At 32.4% G+C, this 17,382-nt stretch carries 20 protein-coding genes and 1 tRNA gene; 20 read left to right on the plus strand and 1 reads right to left on the minus strand.

Going from position 1 to position 17,382, the window contains the following annotated elements; translation table 11 throughout:
- From COX95_01985 to COX95_01995, 3 genes are all read left to right on the plus strand, one after another.
- Nucleotides 1-265: modification methylase (locus COX95_01985; protein PIZ86138.1), on the plus strand; the 265-nt coding region annotated here is incomplete at its 5' end.
- Nucleotide 266: 1 nt separating this feature from the next.
- The gene (locus tag COX95_01990) at nucleotides 267-1,436 is read left to right on the plus strand and encodes an HNH endonuclease (protein PIZ86139.1); all 1,170 of its coding nucleotides are present in this window, start codon (nucleotides 267-269) and stop codon (nucleotides 1,434-1,436) included.
- A gap of 125 nt (nucleotides 1,437-1,561) precedes the next feature.
- Nucleotides 1,562-2,044 (plus strand): hypothetical protein, encoded by a 483-nt coding sequence (locus COX95_01995; GenBank protein ID PIZ86140.1) that lies wholly within the window; start codon nucleotides 1,562-1,564, stop codon nucleotides 2,042-2,044.
- A gap of 354 nt (nucleotides 2,045-2,398) precedes the next feature.
- On the opposite strand, the gene COX95_02000 is transcribed toward COX95_01995, so the two are convergent.
- Nucleotides 2,399-3,094 carry a pseudouridine synthase gene (locus COX95_02000; GenBank protein ID PIZ86141.1) on the minus strand — a complete coding sequence of 232 codons (696 nt, stop codon included), beginning with the start codon at nucleotides 3,092-3,094 and terminating at the stop codon, nucleotides 2,399-2,401.
- Nucleotides 3,095-3,812: 718 nt separating this feature from the next.
- On the opposite strand from COX95_02000, the gene COX95_02005 reads away from it, so the two are divergent.
- From COX95_02005 to COX95_02085, 17 genes are all read left to right on the plus strand, one after another.
- Nucleotides 3,813-4,163, plus strand: coding sequence for an inorganic pyrophosphatase (locus COX95_02005; GenBank protein ID PIZ86157.1), 351 nt, complete (start codon nucleotides 3,813-3,815; stop codon nucleotides 4,161-4,163).
- Between the two features lie 3 nt (nucleotides 4,164-4,166).
- Nucleotides 4,167-5,462 (plus strand): GTPase ObgE, encoded by a 1,296-nt coding sequence (locus COX95_02010; GenBank protein PIZ86142.1) that lies wholly within the window; start codon nucleotides 4,167-4,169, stop codon nucleotides 5,460-5,462.
- A 59-nt stretch (nucleotides 5,463-5,521) separates the two neighbouring features.
- Nucleotides 5,522-7,345, plus strand: coding sequence for a glutamine--fructose-6-phosphate transaminase (isomerizing) (glmS, locus tag COX95_02015; protein PIZ86143.1), 1,824 nt, complete (start codon nucleotides 5,522-5,524; stop codon nucleotides 7,343-7,345).
- Nucleotides 7,346-7,354: 9 nt separating this feature from the next.
- On the plus strand, nucleotides 7,355-7,876 hold the full coding sequence (locus tag COX95_02020; GenBank protein ID PIZ86144.1) for a hypothetical protein: 522 nt from the start codon (nucleotides 7,355-7,357) through the stop codon (nucleotides 7,874-7,876).
- Nucleotides 7,863-9,146 (plus strand): hypothetical protein, encoded by a 1,284-nt coding sequence (locus COX95_02025; protein PIZ86145.1) that lies wholly within the window; start codon nucleotides 7,863-7,865, stop codon nucleotides 9,144-9,146. The genes COX95_02020 and COX95_02025 overlap by 14 nt, the downstream gene beginning before the upstream one ends.
- A gap of 105 nt (nucleotides 9,147-9,251) precedes the next feature.
- Nucleotides 9,252-9,328 (plus strand) — tRNA-Ala (locus COX95_02030).
- Nucleotides 9,329-9,413: 85 nt separating this feature from the next.
- A complete protein-coding gene (locus COX95_02035) occupies nucleotides 9,414-10,085 on the plus strand; it encodes a hypothetical protein (GenBank protein ID PIZ86146.1) in 672 nt (223 codons plus the stop codon).
- A gap of 77 nt (nucleotides 10,086-10,162) precedes the next feature.
- Nucleotides 10,163-11,113, plus strand: a complete 951-nt coding sequence (locus COX95_02040; protein ID PIZ86147.1) for a hypothetical protein — start codon at nucleotides 10,163-10,165, stop codon at nucleotides 11,111-11,113.
- 92 nt (nucleotides 11,114-11,205) lie between these two features.
- On the plus strand, nucleotides 11,206-11,832 hold the full coding sequence (locus COX95_02045) for a hypothetical protein (GenBank protein ID PIZ86148.1): 627 nt from the start codon (nucleotides 11,206-11,208) through the stop codon (nucleotides 11,830-11,832).
- A gap of 130 nt (nucleotides 11,833-11,962) precedes the next feature.
- Nucleotides 11,963-12,358 (plus strand): hypothetical protein, encoded by a 396-nt coding sequence (locus COX95_02050; protein ID PIZ86149.1) that lies wholly within the window; start codon nucleotides 11,963-11,965, stop codon nucleotides 12,356-12,358.
- A 482-nt stretch (nucleotides 12,359-12,840) separates the two neighbouring features.
- Nucleotides 12,841-13,395 carry a hypothetical protein gene (locus tag COX95_02055; protein PIZ86150.1) on the plus strand — a complete coding sequence of 185 codons (555 nt, stop codon included), beginning with the start codon at nucleotides 12,841-12,843 and terminating at the stop codon, nucleotides 13,393-13,395.
- Nucleotides 13,396-13,462: 67 nt separating this feature from the next.
- Entirely contained in the window at nucleotides 13,463-14,128 is a 666-nt protein-coding gene (locus COX95_02060) for a hypothetical protein (GenBank protein PIZ86151.1), read from the plus strand.
- Nucleotides 14,129-14,241: 113 nt separating this feature from the next.
- Complete coding sequence (locus COX95_02065) at nucleotides 14,242-14,829, plus strand: HAD family hydrolase (protein ID PIZ86152.1); 588 nt, start codon at nucleotides 14,242-14,244, stop codon at nucleotides 14,827-14,829.
- Between the two features lie 4 nt (nucleotides 14,830-14,833).
- A complete protein-coding gene (locus COX95_02070; protein ID PIZ86153.1) occupies nucleotides 14,834-15,265 on the plus strand; it encodes a hypothetical protein in 432 nt (143 codons plus the stop codon).
- Between the two features lie 39 nt (nucleotides 15,266-15,304).
- Complete coding sequence (locus COX95_02075) at nucleotides 15,305-15,835, plus strand: inositol monophosphatase (GenBank protein ID PIZ86154.1); 531 nt, start codon at nucleotides 15,305-15,307, stop codon at nucleotides 15,833-15,835.
- A gap of 81 nt (nucleotides 15,836-15,916) precedes the next feature.
- Nucleotides 15,917-16,513, plus strand: coding sequence for a hypothetical protein (locus COX95_02080; GenBank protein PIZ86155.1), 597 nt, complete (start codon nucleotides 15,917-15,919; stop codon nucleotides 16,511-16,513).
- Between the two features lie 77 nt (nucleotides 16,514-16,590).
- Nucleotides 16,591-17,382, plus strand: a 792-nt coding sequence (locus COX95_02085) for a hypothetical protein (GenBank protein ID PIZ86156.1), incomplete at its 3' end; no start/stop codon positions are given.

Raw genomic sequence — 17,382 nt, forward strand, 5'->3', positions numbered from 1 at the left:
TCTTGATAAACATAATCCAGAGCAATTTAAAATAGTAGGTTTAACATCTGGAAGGGATGAGTTTGAGTGCAGACCATCAAAGAGATATAAAAATCCGATACAGCACAATCTGAATGGAAGTGTGTCGAATGGAAGTAAAGCTAACACTCGGGCTACCATCAAGCTTGATAATGTACCAATCGATATTTATTACACAGCAGATAACGCAGATGGACCACTTTCAATCGTTTATGCGCGTATTTTAATAAAACACAAGAAAAAATAATATGAAAACAATTTTAAAGACTAACATTACAGTTAAAGATATTTGCGAAGGGTTTGTTTATAACGAACTTGAAGGTAAGGGCTTGTTTGGTTTATCTGGTAAATTAACTATCCAGCCAGAGTATCAGCGTAACTATATCTATGCCTCCGACGGCGGAAAAAGAGAGATGGCCGTTATTGAATCAATACTCAAAGGTTACCCAATAGGCTTGATTTATTTTAATAAAGTCAGCGAAGATAATCTGGAAGTTTTGGACGGACAACAGCGTATCACAAGTCTTGGGCGATTTATCACCGACAAATTCGCCATTAAAGACGAAAATGGCATGGAGCAATATTTTAGCGGTATGGCAAAAGACAAACAAGCCAAAATTTTAGAAACAAAATTGCTTATTTATGAATGCGAAGGCACAGAAAGCGAAATAAAAGAGTGGTTCAAAACAATTAACATCGCCGGCGTGCCTTTGAATGATCAGGAACTGTTTAACGCCGTATACTCTGGTCCGTTTGTTACCCTTGCTAAAGCCGAGTTTAGTAATAGCCAAAATGCCAATGTCCAGAAATGGAGCGCGTATGTATCGGGTAGTGCCAACAGACAGGAATTTTTGGAATGTGCTCTTGATTGGGTAAGTAAAGGCGATATTGGCGATTATATGAGCCGTCATCGCTTTGACAAAAATATTACTGAGTTAAAAAAATATTTCAACAGTGTGATTGATTGGATCTCTAGTGTGTTTACCGATGTAGAAAGCGAGATGCGCGGGCTTGAGTGGGGACGACTTTACGAGGAGTATCACAAAAAATCATATAACCCAGTTAAAATATCAGCCGAGGTGCACAAGCTCTACGGTGATCCGTATATCAAAAATCGCAAAGGTATTTTTGAGTTTATTCTAGGTGGCTCTGTTGATACCAAATTGCTTGGAGTTCGAATTTTTGATGAAGCAACCAAAAAAGCGGTTTATGCAACACAAACCGCTAAAGCAGAGAAAAAAGGCGAATCAAACTGCCCGCATTGTGCTATTGGACACGACGCAAACAAAGAGAAAATTTGGAGTTTGAGCGAAATGGACGCCGATCATGTAGCGGCTTGGAGTAAGGGTGGCGCAACTTCGGCAAAAAATTGTCAAATGTTGTGTAAGACACACAACCGAGCAAAAGGAAATCGATAAAAATATGTCCAAAATCGAAGAAATCTTATAATCAAATAGTAATGGTTAGGAGTGAACTTATAGGATTAATTATCAAAGATATTCTATTAAATAGTGCATATAATTAATTGATAAGGAGTAAAATTATGGAAAATCAAATTCAATCAACTGGTTGCTGTGAACCATTTGATCCTGAGCCTTGGCAAGATAAAGAGATCACATGGGATAATAAACTTTTTGTTAAAGATCATGTAACAAGTTTTCTGCATATACCACTAAATATGGGTGGGAAAATTATCAAAAACATGGCGCTAATTGAAAAAGCTCAAGCTAAAGCACCCTATCAATTAATGCTGACTGATGAAAAATCTTTATGGGGTGCTGACATTTATATTGATGTTACTAAGGAAGTTCCCGGCGCTCAAATGGCAACTCTTTCTGGTACTTTTTTAACAAAGGTTTTTGAAGGTCCTTATCAGAATGCCGGTAAGTGGGCACAGGAAATGGCAGAATACACTAAAAGTAAGGGCAAGGAGTTAAAGAAATTGTATTTTTCTTATACCACTTGTCCAAAATGCGCTAAAGTATACGGAAAAAATTATGTTATTCTTTTCGCAAAGATAGATTAACGATTTGTCGTTAAGGAAAAAAATAAACATAAAAATTCCAACTAAAAGTTTATTTTTTTAAACGAAGTCAAAAAGATTAGCTAATGAACAGAAGCAGTCCCTGAGATGATTAGCTTAGTAAAAAATGTTATTATTATTGCAGCGAATTACTAAAGGAGGTGCTTCAAATGGATAATTTACTTTTAATTTTCGGCTGGAGTTCACCAATTGGTCTGGGTATATTTCTGATATGCTTAGGTGGTATGATTTATTTACTATCCAAAACTAAAGACACTAACAAATAGTTTTAATTATAAGTTAAATAGATCATTTTTTAGTAGAGATAGAAATGTTATTTTATAAAAATTTTTAAATTTACTTTTCCAATAAATTATTAATTTTCTTCTGATCCAATTTTCTATATTGTCCGATTTTTAGATTTTCCAAGGTAAGATTGTCAACTCTTACTCTTTTAAGCTGCGAAACTTTTTTGCCAAAATTTTCGATAATTCTCCGCACGATTCTTTTTTTGCCTGAATGCAAAATCATTTTATAATTATTTTTTGATGTTTCTTCAAATAAATCAGGTTTTATAAAACCATCTTCTAGTTTTACGCCTTTTTTGATTTTTATAATTTCTTCTTGTGCTAATGGTTTATTGGTGATAATTGAATATTCTTTTTCTTTTTCATATTTTGGGTGAGTCAGCTTTTGGGTGAGTTCTCCATCGTTAGTTAGAATAATTAAGCCTGAAGTAAATTTATCTAATCTTCCAACTGGCCAAACAGGCGGATTTTTTGGTGCAAGGTCGGTTATTAAATATTGTGCATGTTTATCTTTAGTTGTCGTTACATATCCTACAGGTTTATATAATAAATAGTAGACTTTTTCTTGCGGTTTGATTTTTTTATTGCCGATTTCGATAGTGTCTTGTTTAGGATTAATTCTATCTGCAACTTTTGCTAATGTTCTGTTAACTTTAATAGCGCCGCTTTTTATAAGTTCTTCGCATTTCCTTCTGGAGCATAATCCGCTTGAGGCTAAATATTTTGCAATTTTTATTTTTTCCATACGACTTTATAATATCACTTTTTATTGCTAAAATTTAAATATGATAAGTTTAATTTTTAATAAAAAGAAAAGTCAGAAAAACCTTTTCTGTTTTTCCCCAGAAATAATGTTAGCTACTTTTACTGTTGAATTTATTTTGGCAGGTTATTCTTATTTTAAATATCGAACAACAAGATTTGGGAGAGGTGTTATTGCAACTCTTTTATTATTGGGGATTTTTCAGCTTTCAGAATTTTATATCTGTAGGAATTCTAATCCTCTTTTCTGGTCAAGGGTTGGATTTTTTTCCATCACTTTGTTACCGGTATTGGGGTTATATTTGGTATCAATAGTTAAGCGAACTTCTGTCTTTATAAAGATGGGGTATGTATTTGCCGCCGGGTTTGCTTTGTATTATCTTTTAATGCCTAAGTCTATCGAAGGTGCGGTATGTGGGGGAAACTATGTAATTTTTAATGGCTCAAGAGGGCTTTATGTATTTTATGGATTTTATTATTTCGGTTTTTTATTTTTAGCTATGTGGGAAGCGTTTGAAGGAATAAAAGGGAAAATCAAAAATACAATTCTCAAAAAGATTCTTTTTTGGTTTATCATAGGATATTTATCTTTTGTTTTACCACTTTCCTTGGTTTATATATTTATTGCTGGTTCTAGAATTGCCGTTGCTTCAATAATGTGCGGATTTGCGATAGTTTTTGCATTTATCTTAACTTTTAAAATCGCGCCTTATTACAATAAGTTAAGTCATTATATTGGTAAGATAATAGAAGTAAAAATCGATAGACCAAAAGGATCAAAGCACCCAAAGCATTCTTATATTTATCCTATTAATTATGGATATATACCCGGCATAAAGGGCTTGGATGGAGAAGAGATAGGTGTTTATATATTAGGTATCAATAAACCTATAAAGAATTTTAAAGGAAAATGCATTGTTATTATAGAAAGAGAAGATGATAATGATGACAAGCTTGTAGTTGTGCCTGATGGTACAAATTTTACTGATAAAAATATCCAAGAGATTACATATTTTCAAGAAAAATATTTTAATTCGAAAATAATAAGGTAAAAAATGTTTTATGATATAGCAAAAATAAAAATGAAAGCAGGTGATGGCGGAAACGGTGTTGTAAGTTTCAGGCACGAACGATATAAAGCAAAAGGCGGACCAGATGGAGGTGATGGCGGACGTGGAGGTTCTGTATCTTTTAAGGCAGATTCTAGCTTGGGAACCTTGGCTTTTTTTATTACAAAGAAAAACTTTTCTGCAGAAAACGGAGGTAACGGAGGAAGAAATGACAGACACGGGAAAAATGGCGAAGAATTAATTTTAGAAGTTCCTCTAGGAACAATGGTTTTTGATAATAAGACAAACGAGCTTTTATACGACCTTTCAGAGGATAATGAAATAGTAGAAGTAGCCAAAGGCGGCAGGGGCGGTTTTGGTAACGCGCATTTTGCCACATCAACTAATCAAGCTCCTCAAATGGTTGAGCTTGGAGAGCCCGGCGAAGAAAGTGAATTAAGGCTAGAGCTTAAACTTGTTGCTGATGTTGCAATTATTGGAATTCCAAGTTCTGGAAAATCTACATTAATCTCTGTTGTATCTAATGCCAAACCAAAGATTGCAGATTATCCTTTTACAACAATTATTCCTAACCTTGGTGTAGCAGCGGTTGATAATTTCAGTTTTGTTGTTGTAGATGTACCAGGTCTTATCAAAGATGCTTATTTAGGCAAGGGCTTGGGGGATAAATTCTTAAGACACATAGAGAGATCAAGACTGGTGGTGCATCTTTTGGATATTACGTCTCCTGACATCGTAGGTGACTATAAAACTATTAGAAATGAATTAAAGATGTATAATTCAGCACTTTTAAAAAAGCCAGAAGTTGTAGCAATCAACAAAATTGATACGATAGAAAAGTCAAAAGTCAAAAGTCAAAAGTCAAAATTAGAAAAAGAATTAAGAAAGATAACTAAAACTCCTCTATTTTTTATTTCTTCTGTCACAAAAGAGGGTATCAATAATTTACTTTTCAAAATAGTAAAAGAGTTAAAGTTATTAAAAAGACCCGTTTTTGTTACAGAGAAGAAAAAGGTATTCAAGCCTGCCGAGAGATTATTAAGATCTTTTGAAATTTCAAAAGAATCAGGCGTCTATATAGTTACTGGTAGGAGACTAGAAAGACTAGCCTCGCAAACTAACCCTGACAATACTGAGGCCGTAGCAAGATTACAGAGGGTTATCTCTGCTTCAGGTTTGATAAAAGGCTTGGAGAGAATGAAAATAAAAGATGGTTACAAAATAAAAATAGGTAAAAGAACTGGTCGTTTCGAGGACGGCAGAATTATTATTATCGCTTAAATAATTATTGAAATTTATTGTGATTGCAATATAATTTTGATACCTAATTTAGAGGTTTTATGTGCGGAATCATTGGTTATATAGGAAAAAAACAAGCATTACCAATATTAATTGAAGGGCTTAAAAGGTTAGAATATAGAGGCTACGATTCTTGTGGCTATGCGATTTTAAATAATAATGGGATTTCTTGTAAAAAAGCTGTTGGTAAGATAGAGAACCTAGAAAAGATTATGAATGATGATGAGAATTGTGTTATTGGTATTGCTCACACCCGTTGGGCTACTCATGGAACACCAACAGAAGAAAACGCTCATCCTCATTTTGATTGTTCAAGAAATATAGCCTTGGTTCATAATGGTATTATTGAAAACTATAACGGGTTAAAGAAAAAACTTGAAGAAAAAGGTCACAAATTTTTTTCCCAAACAGACAGCGAAGTTTTAGCTCATCTAATCGAAGAAAATTTTAACGGTGATTTATTGGAGGCAGTGAGAAAATCTTTAAGCCAAGTGGTAGGTACTTATGGCTTGGCTGTAATTTCTAAAAAAGATCCAAAAAGAATAATAGCCGCCCGCTTAGGAAGCCCTCTTATAGTTGGAGTTGGCGAAGACGAACTATTTGTCGCATCTGATGTCTCGGCTATTTTAAAATACACCCAAAAAGTAATTTATTTGGAAGATGGGGAAATAGCTGAAATAAACAGTGATGGGATTAAAACTTACGATCTTGAAAATAAATTAAAAGATAAAAAGATAGATGAGATTACTTGGAGCGCTGAAGATATTCAGAAACAGGGATTTGATCATTTTATGCTCAAGGAAATTTTTGAGCAACCTGAGACAATAAAAAATGCTTTAAGAGGCAGGATTAATTATGAACAGGGATCAGTAAATTTTGGAGGACTAAACTTAACCATAGAATATCTTCAGAATATTGATAGAATTGTAATCATCGCTTGCGGTACGGCCAGGTTTGCGGGACTCGTTGGAGAATATCTCTTGGAAGAGTATGTAAAAATTCCAACAGAGGTGGAATTTAGTTCGGAATTTAGATATCGAAATCCTATTATTTCCGATAAAACGCTTGTGGTTGTTATAAGCCAATCTGGAGAAACTGCTGATACTCTCGCAGCCTTAAGAGAAGCGAAGAAAAAGGGCGCTAAAACATTGGGTATTATAAATGTGGTTGGTTCAACTATTGCCAGAGAGGTTGATGGGGGTATTTATACTCACGCAGGCCCTGAAATAGCAGTGGCTTCAACTAAAGCATTTACTTCGCAAGTAGCAGTGATGGTGCTCTTGGCAGTTCTCTTGGGAAGACTTAGGACAATATCAGTTTTAGGCGGACAAAAAATCTTAAAAGAGCTTGAAGAAATACCAGATAAAATTAACCAAATTTTAAAAATGTCGCCATCTATACAGGAGCTTGCTAAAAAATATAACAATTTTAGAAATGTTTTCTTTTTAGGCAGAAGAATCAGTTATCCGTCAGCAGAAGAGGGGGCGCTAAAACTTACCGAAGTTGCTTATTCGCATGCCGAAGCTTATCCATCGGCAGAAATGAAACATGGGCCGATTGCTTTGATAGATGAAAATTTTCTTTCGGTTTTTGTAGCCCCAAAAGATGACCTTATTCATAAAACTTTATCAAACATTGAAGAGATAAAGGCAAGAAACGGAAAAGTCTTGGTAATTGCCACAGAGGGGGACGATGAAATATCTAAAAAAGTAGATGATGTAATTTTTATTCCAGAAACTTTAGAAATGCTTTCACCTCTTTTGGCTGTTATTCCTTTGCAACTTTTTGCATATCATACTGCAGTTTTAAGAAACTACGATGTTGATAAGCCTAGAAATCTTGCAAAAAGCGTTACTGTTGAGTAAGATCTAATCATGGAACAAAATCAGCAAGAACTCGAAAAAATCTTAAAACAAAATAGAATAAAGCCAACATTACCATTTTACGAAAGACCAGTAATACTGTGTTTTATTGCTGTTTTTGTGCCACTGGGATTTTTGCTACCGGTTTGGTTATTTATTGCTAAAAGAGAAACATTTAACCGTATATTACCTAATTTTTTGATGACTTTAGGGATTATGGAGATGGTTGCCTATGCATTGTATTTTGGGTGGCTTTTTTTTCTTGTGATTCCTGAGCTCAAACAATTATTTTTAGAAAATGGTATGAATCCTAGTAGTAACTTATGGTTACTAGCATCAGTTTTATTCGCTATTATAGTCTTTGCAATCTTTTATGGCTATTTTTTAAGAAAAAAGAAGATATTCAAAGGTAGTCAATCATTTGTTGGTATTGTATTTATCTTTTTATTATTATCTTTTCCAATGATTTATTATACTATCGCAGTCTCTCAAATAATGATGCCGATTTATAATTTAGCAAATACTATTGAATAAGGCGGAACAAATTTTAGGCAAATTTGGAAAATTTATTTCATTCATTGCAATCTTATTGATTGTTTTTTTGTCTTATTTATATTTTTTTAAGCCCGAGCTTTTAAACATCAACAATTACTTTCGGAAATTCCCTTCTTTAGAGAATCCTAAGCAAGTGGCTCTAACCTGTAATTATAAAGGAAACACGCTTACAATTGATGAAACACTTTATAAAAGCGTTGATGGCTATTATGCAAGCGATCCTAAAAAGAGAGATATAACATCTAAAGATGAATACCAGTCATTTGTATTTTCATATCCGGAAGATAATGTAATTAAAAAATTAGCAGACGATATAAAACTAAAAGGAAAAGAAAAGAATTTATCCGGCGATCAGACATTAGATCTAGCAAACTGTTTTGTTCAATCTATTCCTTATGACCAAGAAAAAGCCCAAAAAGTTTTATCTACCAGTGGAAACTATGTAACATCAAATGAATTTCAAGAAATTGCCGGCAGATTTCCATACGAGACGCTTTATGACAATCAAGGTATTTGTACTGATAAATCTTATTTAACTTCAGCAATTATTAAAGAATTAGGTTACGGTTCTTCTTTATTCTTATTTGATAAGGAACGCCATATGGCGGTTGGCGTAAAAGTTCCATTTGGTTATTCTTCTTTTGATTCCGGATATAGTTATATTGAAACAACAAATATTGGTTATAAAGTTGGTCAATTACCTAATATTGATACGGAAAACGGATTAGCAAAAAAGCTTGAGATAGATTTTTCAAATAATGATTATAAAGTTCCTAATACATATAAAGATTTAGGGAAATTTAAAATTTTGCCGGAGATACAACAGGGGAATATATCTAATCCATCTAAAACCATTAAGGTCTCGGATGGCATGGATTATGAAAGGATTATCCAGATTGCAAAAACAGAGGACAGGATAAAAGAACTTATCGATATAATCAACTCTAAAAACGGTGAAATTGTTGTATCTCAGAAAGCAATCGAGAAACAGAAACAAGAATTAACCCAAATGAGCAATGAAGTTGCCTCTTATGAAACAGAGGTTAAACAAGCCGAGAACCTATATAAATCTTCTCCAACACTAAGTAACTATAATTCTTATAATACCGTTTATGCTAAATATAAGAGGAAATATAATCAGTACAGCTCTTTGATTAATCAGTACAATAAAGCTGCGAATAATTATAATGCTTTGATTGAAGAAATAAATAAATACATTTCTGAATATAATAATCTAATCAATCAATAATATTTTTTAAATCTGATCTTTCGTGATAAAATATTTTGTGATTCGGGCCTGTGGCGCAGTTGGTAGCGCGGTCGCCTAGGCGACAGGTCGAGGGTAATATGTATTGGGGATATAGCTCAGTTGGCCAGAGCGCTTGCATGGCATGCAAGAGGTCGCGGGTTCAAGTCCCGCTATCTCCACCAATAAAATGGTCAATGTAAAATATGAGTCGTCGGGGAGTTTATCCGCCTCTGACGGAATTCCGGTCAGATCCACCAAGGAATAATTATGAAACTATTACTCACATCAGAAGGATTTTCTAATAAATCAATTAAAAAAGCTTTTCAGAAGCTTTTGGAGAAACCAATAACAAAGGTGAAGCTAGCTTTTATCCCGACAGCAGCAAACGTAACAACAGGAGATAAATCGTGGCTGGTTAATGAGCTTATTCGATTTAAAGAGATGGGTTTTGCCCAAATCGATATCGTTGATTTTACGGCCATACCCAGAGATATTTGGCTAAAGCAGTTTAAACAATCTGATGTATTATATTTTATCGGAGGAAATACTTATCACTTGATGTATTCTATAAAGAAAACAGGATTAGATAAAATTCTTCCATCTTTGTTAAAAAAAAGAATCTACATAGGTTCGAGTGCAGGCTCAATTGTAATGGGCGAAAAATTAACAACCAAAACCTTTGCAAAATATTATTCAAAGGAAATACCGAGATTCAAAGGTGATAATGGAATGAGATTTATTAATTTTAGTATTCGCCCCCACTTTATGCGGAAGGATTGCTTGGAATATGATGATAAAAATCTCAAAAATATGGTAAAAAAATTCAAAACAACTATTTATGCTCTTGATGATAATACAGCAATCGTCGTAGATGGCGACAAGCTAGAAGTGGTTTCAGAAGGCAAGTGGGAAAAATTTACATCCAAAAGTATTAACTGATCCTATCATGAAAAAAGAACTTAAAGTTAATGTAAGGAACTATAAAGAAATAAAAGTTATAAGTCTATAATAATGCTATGAAATCTACTCGAGCGCATAAAAAAATCATACTAACTATAATAATTGTTTTTATTTCTTTCGGTGCTATTATTTTACTTATTTTATCTAATTTCTCTTTCGTTTTTTCTTTTTTTCAACCTAAGGATAAAACAACTGAACAAACAGAAACTTGGCAATCAATTTGGAATAAAGATACATCACGTATTGAAAAATTTAATATACCTTTTGGTCAAAGTTCTCGAAGAGTGGAGGTGTATTTGCCTAAAGACTATGATACAAATATACAAACAACTTACCCGACTTTATATTTATTACATGGTAAAGGAGGCGACGAAACTGACTGGTTAAATAAAGGGGAGGTCCAAAAAACTCTGGATGAGGCAATTGATAATAATATTATTGAACCATTGGTTGTTGTTCTTCCTGATGGCAATGGTAGTAAAAATCATCATACTCAGTACATCAATGCTGCTGATGGAAGTGAATTAAATGAAGATTTAATTTATAAAGATCTAGTAGAGCTAATTACTAAGAAATATCGAACCAAAAACGATTCTAAATTTCGTGCAATCGGTGGCAACTCAGCAGGTGGCTTTGGCTCCCTTAACATTGGATTGAAACATCAAGATGTTTTTGGAGAAGTTATGTCATTTTCTGGTTATGGTCACCTGCTTACATATTCAAGTCCGTCTTTAATCCAAAATTCTAAAGAGGTTATTGATAATAACTCTCCGCTAACATATATTAGTAAACTAAAAACTAAAAATCTCAAAATTTGGCTAACTATTGGTAGCGATGATTCCTCTGCGTTTATTGAGGATAATTATAAACTGAAAAAATCACTAGATAGGGTCGATATCAATAACCAGCTTACAGTTACATCAGGTGCACATGATTGGAACTTTTGGAAAAGCCATCTTGGTGATGGATTAAGCTGGCTTGGCCTACAATGGAGAGATCGGGGTTAAAGTATTATTTAGGTATTTAGATTTATGAAAAAAATAATAAGTTGAAAAAATTATTTAAATGGCTCAAGAAATTATCAATTATTATTTTAATAATGGTATCTCTCTTGTTTGCAATAGTGCTGTTAATTTATTGGCAAGTAAACGCTTTTACTAAACCTTATAGATATAGTAATTATCACGATATTCCTAAAACTGAAGCCGTTTTAATATTAGGCGCAAAAGTTCTAGATAATGGGAAGCTATGCGATATATTAAAAGACAGAGTTGATACAGCCCTTGATTTATATAAAAACAAATTAGCCAATAAAATTTTAGTAAGCGGAGATCATGGCACAAAAAATTATGATGAGGTTAACGCTATAAAAGATTATTTATTAGCTAATGGAGTTAGTGCTTTTGATATTTTTTTAGATCATGCAGGTTTCAATACTTATGATAGTCTTTATCGAGCAAGAGACATTTTTAAAGTTAAATCATTAACAATTACCACTCAGGAATTCCATCTGCCAAGAGCAGTTTATATTGGAAAAGCGCTTGGTTTAGAGGCTTATGGTCTTAAGGCTGATCGTCACACTTTTAAGGATATTTCTAAAAACTATGTTCGCGAAATACCAGCTGATTTTGATTCATTTATAAAAATTATTTTTCACACCAAGCCAAAATTTTTGGGAGAAACCATTCCAATTACCGGCGATGGACATAAAAGTTGGGATAAATAGATTGAGATTTCTGTAACTCTTTTGACTCTTACCAAGTCTTCAATCCTTGTATAATCTGATTCCAGTTCAACCTCACAAAGTCCACCAAGATTTGAATTGTGAAAGTGATATAATTTAATAAGGAGGCTCAATGTGTAAAAAAATACTTCAAAATCCTTATATTAAAAACATTCTGCTTGCTTTAATAGTGGTTATTTTTGGTTTTATATTGTTAAATCTTACTTTCCTTTTTTACGCGTTAATTATTAATTTAGTTTTAAAATTTTTTCCAGATGACTTTGTAATGACAAATCAATGGTTTATGCCGCTTATGATAATTGTGGTTAGTTTAATTATTGCCATAGTTTCTTGGTTTGTGTTTAAGTCAAAACTCAAAGAAATTTATAAAGCTACTTTCTTGGTTGTGCCAGTAGCTGTTGTTCTGGCTATTATTGGTATGTTTTTATACCGTTTGCCAATAGCTGTTTTTTCGTTAAGTGGTTTTATCAGCATTGGTATTTTGTATTATTTTTACCGCGCTAAGTAGCCATGGATTTACTATTTTTCCACGATATTAGTTGTAATAGTATTACTGATTATGGCTCTTACTGGTACCGAGATTTAGTAAGATGTAGGTTGATTGATAGAGAAGAAAGTTGATGATAGTAAACCTTCTATTATTTTTTAGTCCGTCCGCAGATATTTTAACATTCTTTCCAATGGTTATGATTCCAATTTTCTTAGTACCGCTAGCATTTTTGTTTCATCTATTTTTATTAAGGATATTACTATGCCCTAAAAAGTCTAAGATTTTCTTTTTTACCAGCACATAAGTATAATTAAACCAATAACTAGGTATTAAAAATGAAAGAAAAATTTAATTGGAAAAGGTTATTGATTACTTTGATCATTGTTTTCTTTACCGCTGCCGCTACAGGAGGTACAACTTGGTATTATATGGATTAGGCCAATGAGACTCAAAAAGGACAGATTAATTTACTAGAGGGACAAATTGCCAAACTGTTAGAGATGTCTAAGAAAAAGGTAGCAGAAAAATCTAATAAGATACAAGAAACAGCTCCCTTAAAGGATGAAATTAATACAAAGGAGAGTAAATATATAGACAATAGCAATATTTCTTTCACGCGGATTCCTGAAGGTGTTCAATATTCTGATAAAGAAAATAAATATTCTATGACCTTGCCAAGCGACTGGGGCATAGAAGACCGTAATACGAATTGGGTTATTTTTAAATCTAGTAGCGATGATAAAGATCTTGTTAGTTTAACTATTGAATCAGCGGAGGCTACAATACATGGATTAGAAGGAGTAGGTGATACTTGTTTTGAGGGTGATATTATTATTGCAGGAGTTAAAGCCGATAAAACTACTTATTGTGGAGTTAGTAAAGATATGTATAGCGAAGAAGAATATAACCAAAATAAAGATTCTAAGCTAATTACTATTGACTTTCAAAAGGATAATAGGGATTATGGTATTTTGTTTCATGTACAAGATAAAAACCACTATAATGCTGAAAAAGATATCCTTGAACCTATCTTAAAATCTTTTAAGTTTATATAGTATTGTTACCGATCTATCTACCAAAGTAGAGATGACTAAGTGTAAGAATAATTAATTTAGAGATTAGATGAAAGAAGATTTTCATACAAAGTCACTAAAATTTATTGCCAAAATTTTTCCACGATTTGGTGAAATTGATTATTATATTATCTTGATGATGATTCTAACACTTTTAGTCTTCGGTGATATTCGCTTAGCAATCCTAGATCGGTTATCAGAATTTTTTGACCCCAGACTGTTTATTTTGATTTTCATAGTTCTGGCATCTTTGTTTATCGGTTCCTACTATACTTTAAAATCTAAAGAAGAAATACCAACTATTTTAAGAAAGCCATTAATATACACACTTACCATGATTATTTGCTATCTTACCGTCGCTGTTGGTTTTAATGTGCTTGATACTAAATTTAGTGAAGCCTGTATTATAAGTGTAATAACCCAAATTTTCATCGGGTTTAATCTAATGAGAAGTTTACTCACGGTCATTATTTTACGTATGAGTGATGATGAACTGGATAAATTTATATATTATACTCCGAAAAATGCTAATGCTTCACAGGTAATTTTTGTTTCTATATTTGTCCCTTTGCTAGCCATTATTTTTAAAAACGCACTTTATTCAACAGAGAGCGCGTTACTAACATTTTTTAATATTTTTAGCTTTACTAGTGTCACTGCTTATTTTCTTGGGAAAAACGATGTGATAGCGATTTTTCAGAAGCTAACAAAATAAGCCCCAAAATTTTTCTTACATTGATTTCAGGTCTCCCATAATATTTTTTATTGTTATTAAAAGTGTGATGATCCTGATTAAGTTCACTAATAATATGTGGTAAAATTACTATTATGAATGATGCTCAAAAAATAATTGATTTTATACACTATACGGAAAAGCTTAAAACAGAATTACGCTTAGCGTCAAAAAGCGATAAGTGTCGAGAAAGTGTTGCAGATCATACTTGGCGGTTATCGCTAATGCTAATATTGGTTGTTCCAAAATTAGGTATTAAGGTTGACCACCTCAAAATTCTAAAGATGGCAATTATTCATGATGTTGTTGAAATTGAGGCAAAGGATATACCTCGATTAGAATCAATAGTCAGTAGCAGGCTTAGCAATGATATTAAATTAAAGGAGAAGGCAGCGATAAATAATATCAAAAAAATGCTTGGGGATTCTGGTCAGGAAATCTTTGATTTATGGAATGAATTTGATGAATATAAAACCAATGAAGCCAAAGCACTTAGATTTCTTGATAAATTAGAAGGTCAGCTACAGTTTCTTACGGAAGACGTTACAACATTTACAAAATATAATAAGGAAGCAATTCAAAAAATAATAGATGAAACAAAAGAACTATCTAAAGTTGATCCTTTTTTAACAGAACTTGATAATCTAACTTTACAAGAACGAAAGGAAAGAATTAAATTATAATTATATGAAAATCGCTATTTGTGGAAGTCTAAATTTTACTTACGAAATAAAAAAAATAGCTGACGATCTAACCATGTTAGGTTTTGATGTTTCAATACCAGTAAGCTCTGAAAAAATCTTAAGAGGGGAGTTTTCATTAGAGGAGATTAAACAAGAGAAAGAAAAAGGGTATTTACATAAAAGAGCAATAAAATATGATTCCATTAGAGCTTATTGGAAAGTTATAGAAAATTCTGATGCTGTTTTAATTGCTAATTTCGACAAAAATAAAATTAAAAATTATATAGGCGGCAATTCTTTTCTAGAGATGGGATTTGCGCATATTCTTAACAAAAAAATATTTTTACTAAATGAAATTCCAGATATGATATATAGCGATGAGATAAAATCAATGCAACCAATAATTCTTAACGGAGAATTATCAAAAATTAATTAAATTTATTGATTCAATATGATATTTTCTAGATAAGTATTTATGAAAAAAATTATTATCGTCTCAAACAACCCAGTTAAGATTGACGCTACTCTAAAGGGTTTTCAAAAAATGTTTCCAAGCGAAAGATTTGAGATAGATACATGCAATGCTGTTTCTGGGGTTAAAGATCAGCCAGATACAGATAAAGAATCTTTTCGGGGTGCTATGAATAGAGTAGAGAATTCTTGCAGGGTTATTAAAGAGGCGGATTTTTGGGTAGGTATTGAAGGAGGCATAGAAGAAAAAGAAGGCGAAATGGAAGTTTTTGCTTGGGTAGTGATTAAATCCGCAGATGGTAAGTTTGGTAAAGGCAAAACAAGTACATTCTTTTTGCCAAAACGAGTTGCCGAGCTTATAAAACAAGGTAAAGAGTTAGGCGAGGCCGATGATATAGTTTTTGGAAAGATAAATTCAAAGCAAAATAACGGTGCAGTCGGTATTTTGACAAATAATGTAATTGATAGGACTAAATATTATACCGAAGCAGTTATTCTTGCCTTAATACCTTTTAAGAATAAGGATCTATATTAGTAATCTATGTATATGCAAGCTGAAGAATTGGTAAATAGTTTCATGCTAGTTTAGAATATATTAAATATACATAGGAGTGTTTTGGAAAAGAACAGTAGAAAATACACATGGACAAATTCTAATATTGCTGAGGTTTTACCTGGGGTAAATCCTCCTTTGGTATATAGTTTTATTGTTGATTTTTTTGTGCCGGCGTTTTCAAATCTTTTAGAAAAAGCGACAGGGTATAAAGTTCCAGAAGATACCAAAGTATTAAAAGGTATTAAAGGCAGATTATATTTTAATTTAACTGTTTTAGAGAATATGCTGGCTCGTTTATTCGGAAGTGATGCTATTTCTGTAAAAGATATATTAGGCGGTGAGCAGAAAGACATTAAGAAAGAAATATTTAAAAAAATATCCTTTTTTAAGAAAGTTAAAATATTTTTTATACTCTTTATAGTTTTGGGTACAGCTTTTTTGAAGTATAAAATTGTGATGAGAAAGCTTTTAAGGATGCAACAAGAGACGGATAATATTAAAGTTGAGATATCTAATACTACAGATTTTGGCGTTTTAATAAATTTAAATAAAAAAGTTTGGAATATTTTTAAAAGCTGGTTTTCTAAGGGAATCTCGGTTATTTTTGTTCCTTTTTTGCCCTATTTTCTTTTCCTAAATATATGTAAAAATGGTTAGAAGATAAAAATTATAGTAAAGCTAATTCTCTCTTATCGGACGGTGGTGAAGGTATAGTTACCGTTGACGGTTTTTTATTGTTATGGGACATTAGTGCATTATTAAAAAATGATAAATCTTTAATGGAGCAATTTCTAAATACTAATAACGTAAATAATGCTTTAGATATTTTAAAAAGCAATTCAGACATAAATAATAAATTCAATTTATTTTTAAAGGAATATGGCCATCGTTGCGCTGAGGAGCTAAACTTTTCAGTGCCTCGTTGGCGAGAAGATCCAGCATTTATAATAGATGTGTTAAAAAATTATTTAAATTCAAATAGTAAAAATCCTCACGAGAAAATAGAAGAATTAAAAATGCAACAGCTCAAATTGTTAGAAGATCTTAACCAAAAATGGCCAAAATGGAAATTTTATATTTTCAAGAAAGCACTTAAAAGAGCGCAAATAGCCTTAAAGGCAAGAGAAGATTTTAAATCTGAAGCGGTTAAACATATAGCTTTACTTCGTATGAGCGTTTTAAGAATTGGCGAAAATTTAACCCAAAGAGGATTACTTAAAGACTCAAGTGATATATTTTTCTTTAATCTGGCTGAAATAAATAATTTAGAAAGCGACGAAAATTATGACAAGGATTTTTTTAAGAAAATTGAAGAAAGAAAAATTCAACTTAAAAAATATGAAGATATGGAGCTTCCGGGTATAATCGATGACCCAGATCATATTAGTATAGAGCAAAAAGTAGATAAAAAGCTTGATACATTTCCATTAAAAGGAATAGCTGCAAGTTACGGGAAGGCAGAAGGTATTGCAAGGGTTATTTTAGATATTAAAGACATAGGCAGGTTGCAGCCGGGTGAAATATTA

It is taken from the genome of bacterium CG_4_10_14_0_2_um_filter_33_32, from assembly GCA_002792735.1.
Classification (GTDB): domain Bacteria; phylum Patescibacteriota; class CPR2_A; order CG2-30-33-46; family CG2-30-33-46; genus CG2-30-33-46.

Coding starts and splice junctions, on each gene's coding strand:
- COX95_01990 (PIZ86139.1), top strand. CDS start 267: ATGAAAACAATTTTAAAGACTAACATTACAGTTAAAGATATTTGCGAA.
- COX95_01995 (PIZ86140.1), top strand. CDS start 1,562: ATGGAAAATCAAATTCAATCAACTGGTTGCTGTGAACCATTTGATCCT.
- COX95_02000 (PIZ86141.1), bottom strand. CDS start 3,094: ATGGAAAAAATAAAAATTGCAAAATATTTAGCCTCAAGCGGATTATGC.
- COX95_02010 (PIZ86142.1), top strand. CDS start 4,167: ATGTTTTATGATATAGCAAAAATAAAAATGAAAGCAGGTGATGGCGGA.
- glmS (PIZ86143.1), top strand. CDS start 5,522: ATGTGCGGAATCATTGGTTATATAGGAAAAAAACAAGCATTACCAATA.
- COX95_02020 (PIZ86144.1), top strand. CDS start 7,355: ATGGAACAAAATCAGCAAGAACTCGAAAAAATCTTAAAACAAAATAGA.
- COX95_02035 (PIZ86146.1), top strand. CDS start 9,414: ATGAAACTATTACTCACATCAGAAGGATTTTCTAATAAATCAATTAAA.
- COX95_02040 (PIZ86147.1), top strand. CDS start 10,163: ATGAAATCTACTCGAGCGCATAAAAAAATCATACTAACTATAATAATT.
- COX95_02045 (PIZ86148.1), top strand. CDS start 11,206: ATGGTATCTCTCTTGTTTGCAATAGTGCTGTTAATTTATTGGCAAGTA.
- COX95_02050 (PIZ86149.1), top strand. CDS start 11,963: ATGTGTAAAAAAATACTTCAAAATCCTTATATTAAAAACATTCTGCTT.
- COX95_02055 (PIZ86150.1), top strand. CDS start 12,841: ATGTCTAAGAAAAAGGTAGCAGAAAAATCTAATAAGATACAAGAAACA.
- COX95_02060 (PIZ86151.1), top strand. CDS start 13,463: ATGAAAGAAGATTTTCATACAAAGTCACTAAAATTTATTGCCAAAATT.
- COX95_02065 (PIZ86152.1), top strand. CDS start 14,242: ATGAATGATGCTCAAAAAATAATTGATTTTATACACTATACGGAAAAG.
- COX95_02070 (PIZ86153.1), top strand. CDS start 14,834: ATGAAAATCGCTATTTGTGGAAGTCTAAATTTTACTTACGAAATAAAA.
- COX95_02075 (PIZ86154.1), top strand. CDS start 15,305: ATGAAAAAAATTATTATCGTCTCAAACAACCCAGTTAAGATTGACGCT.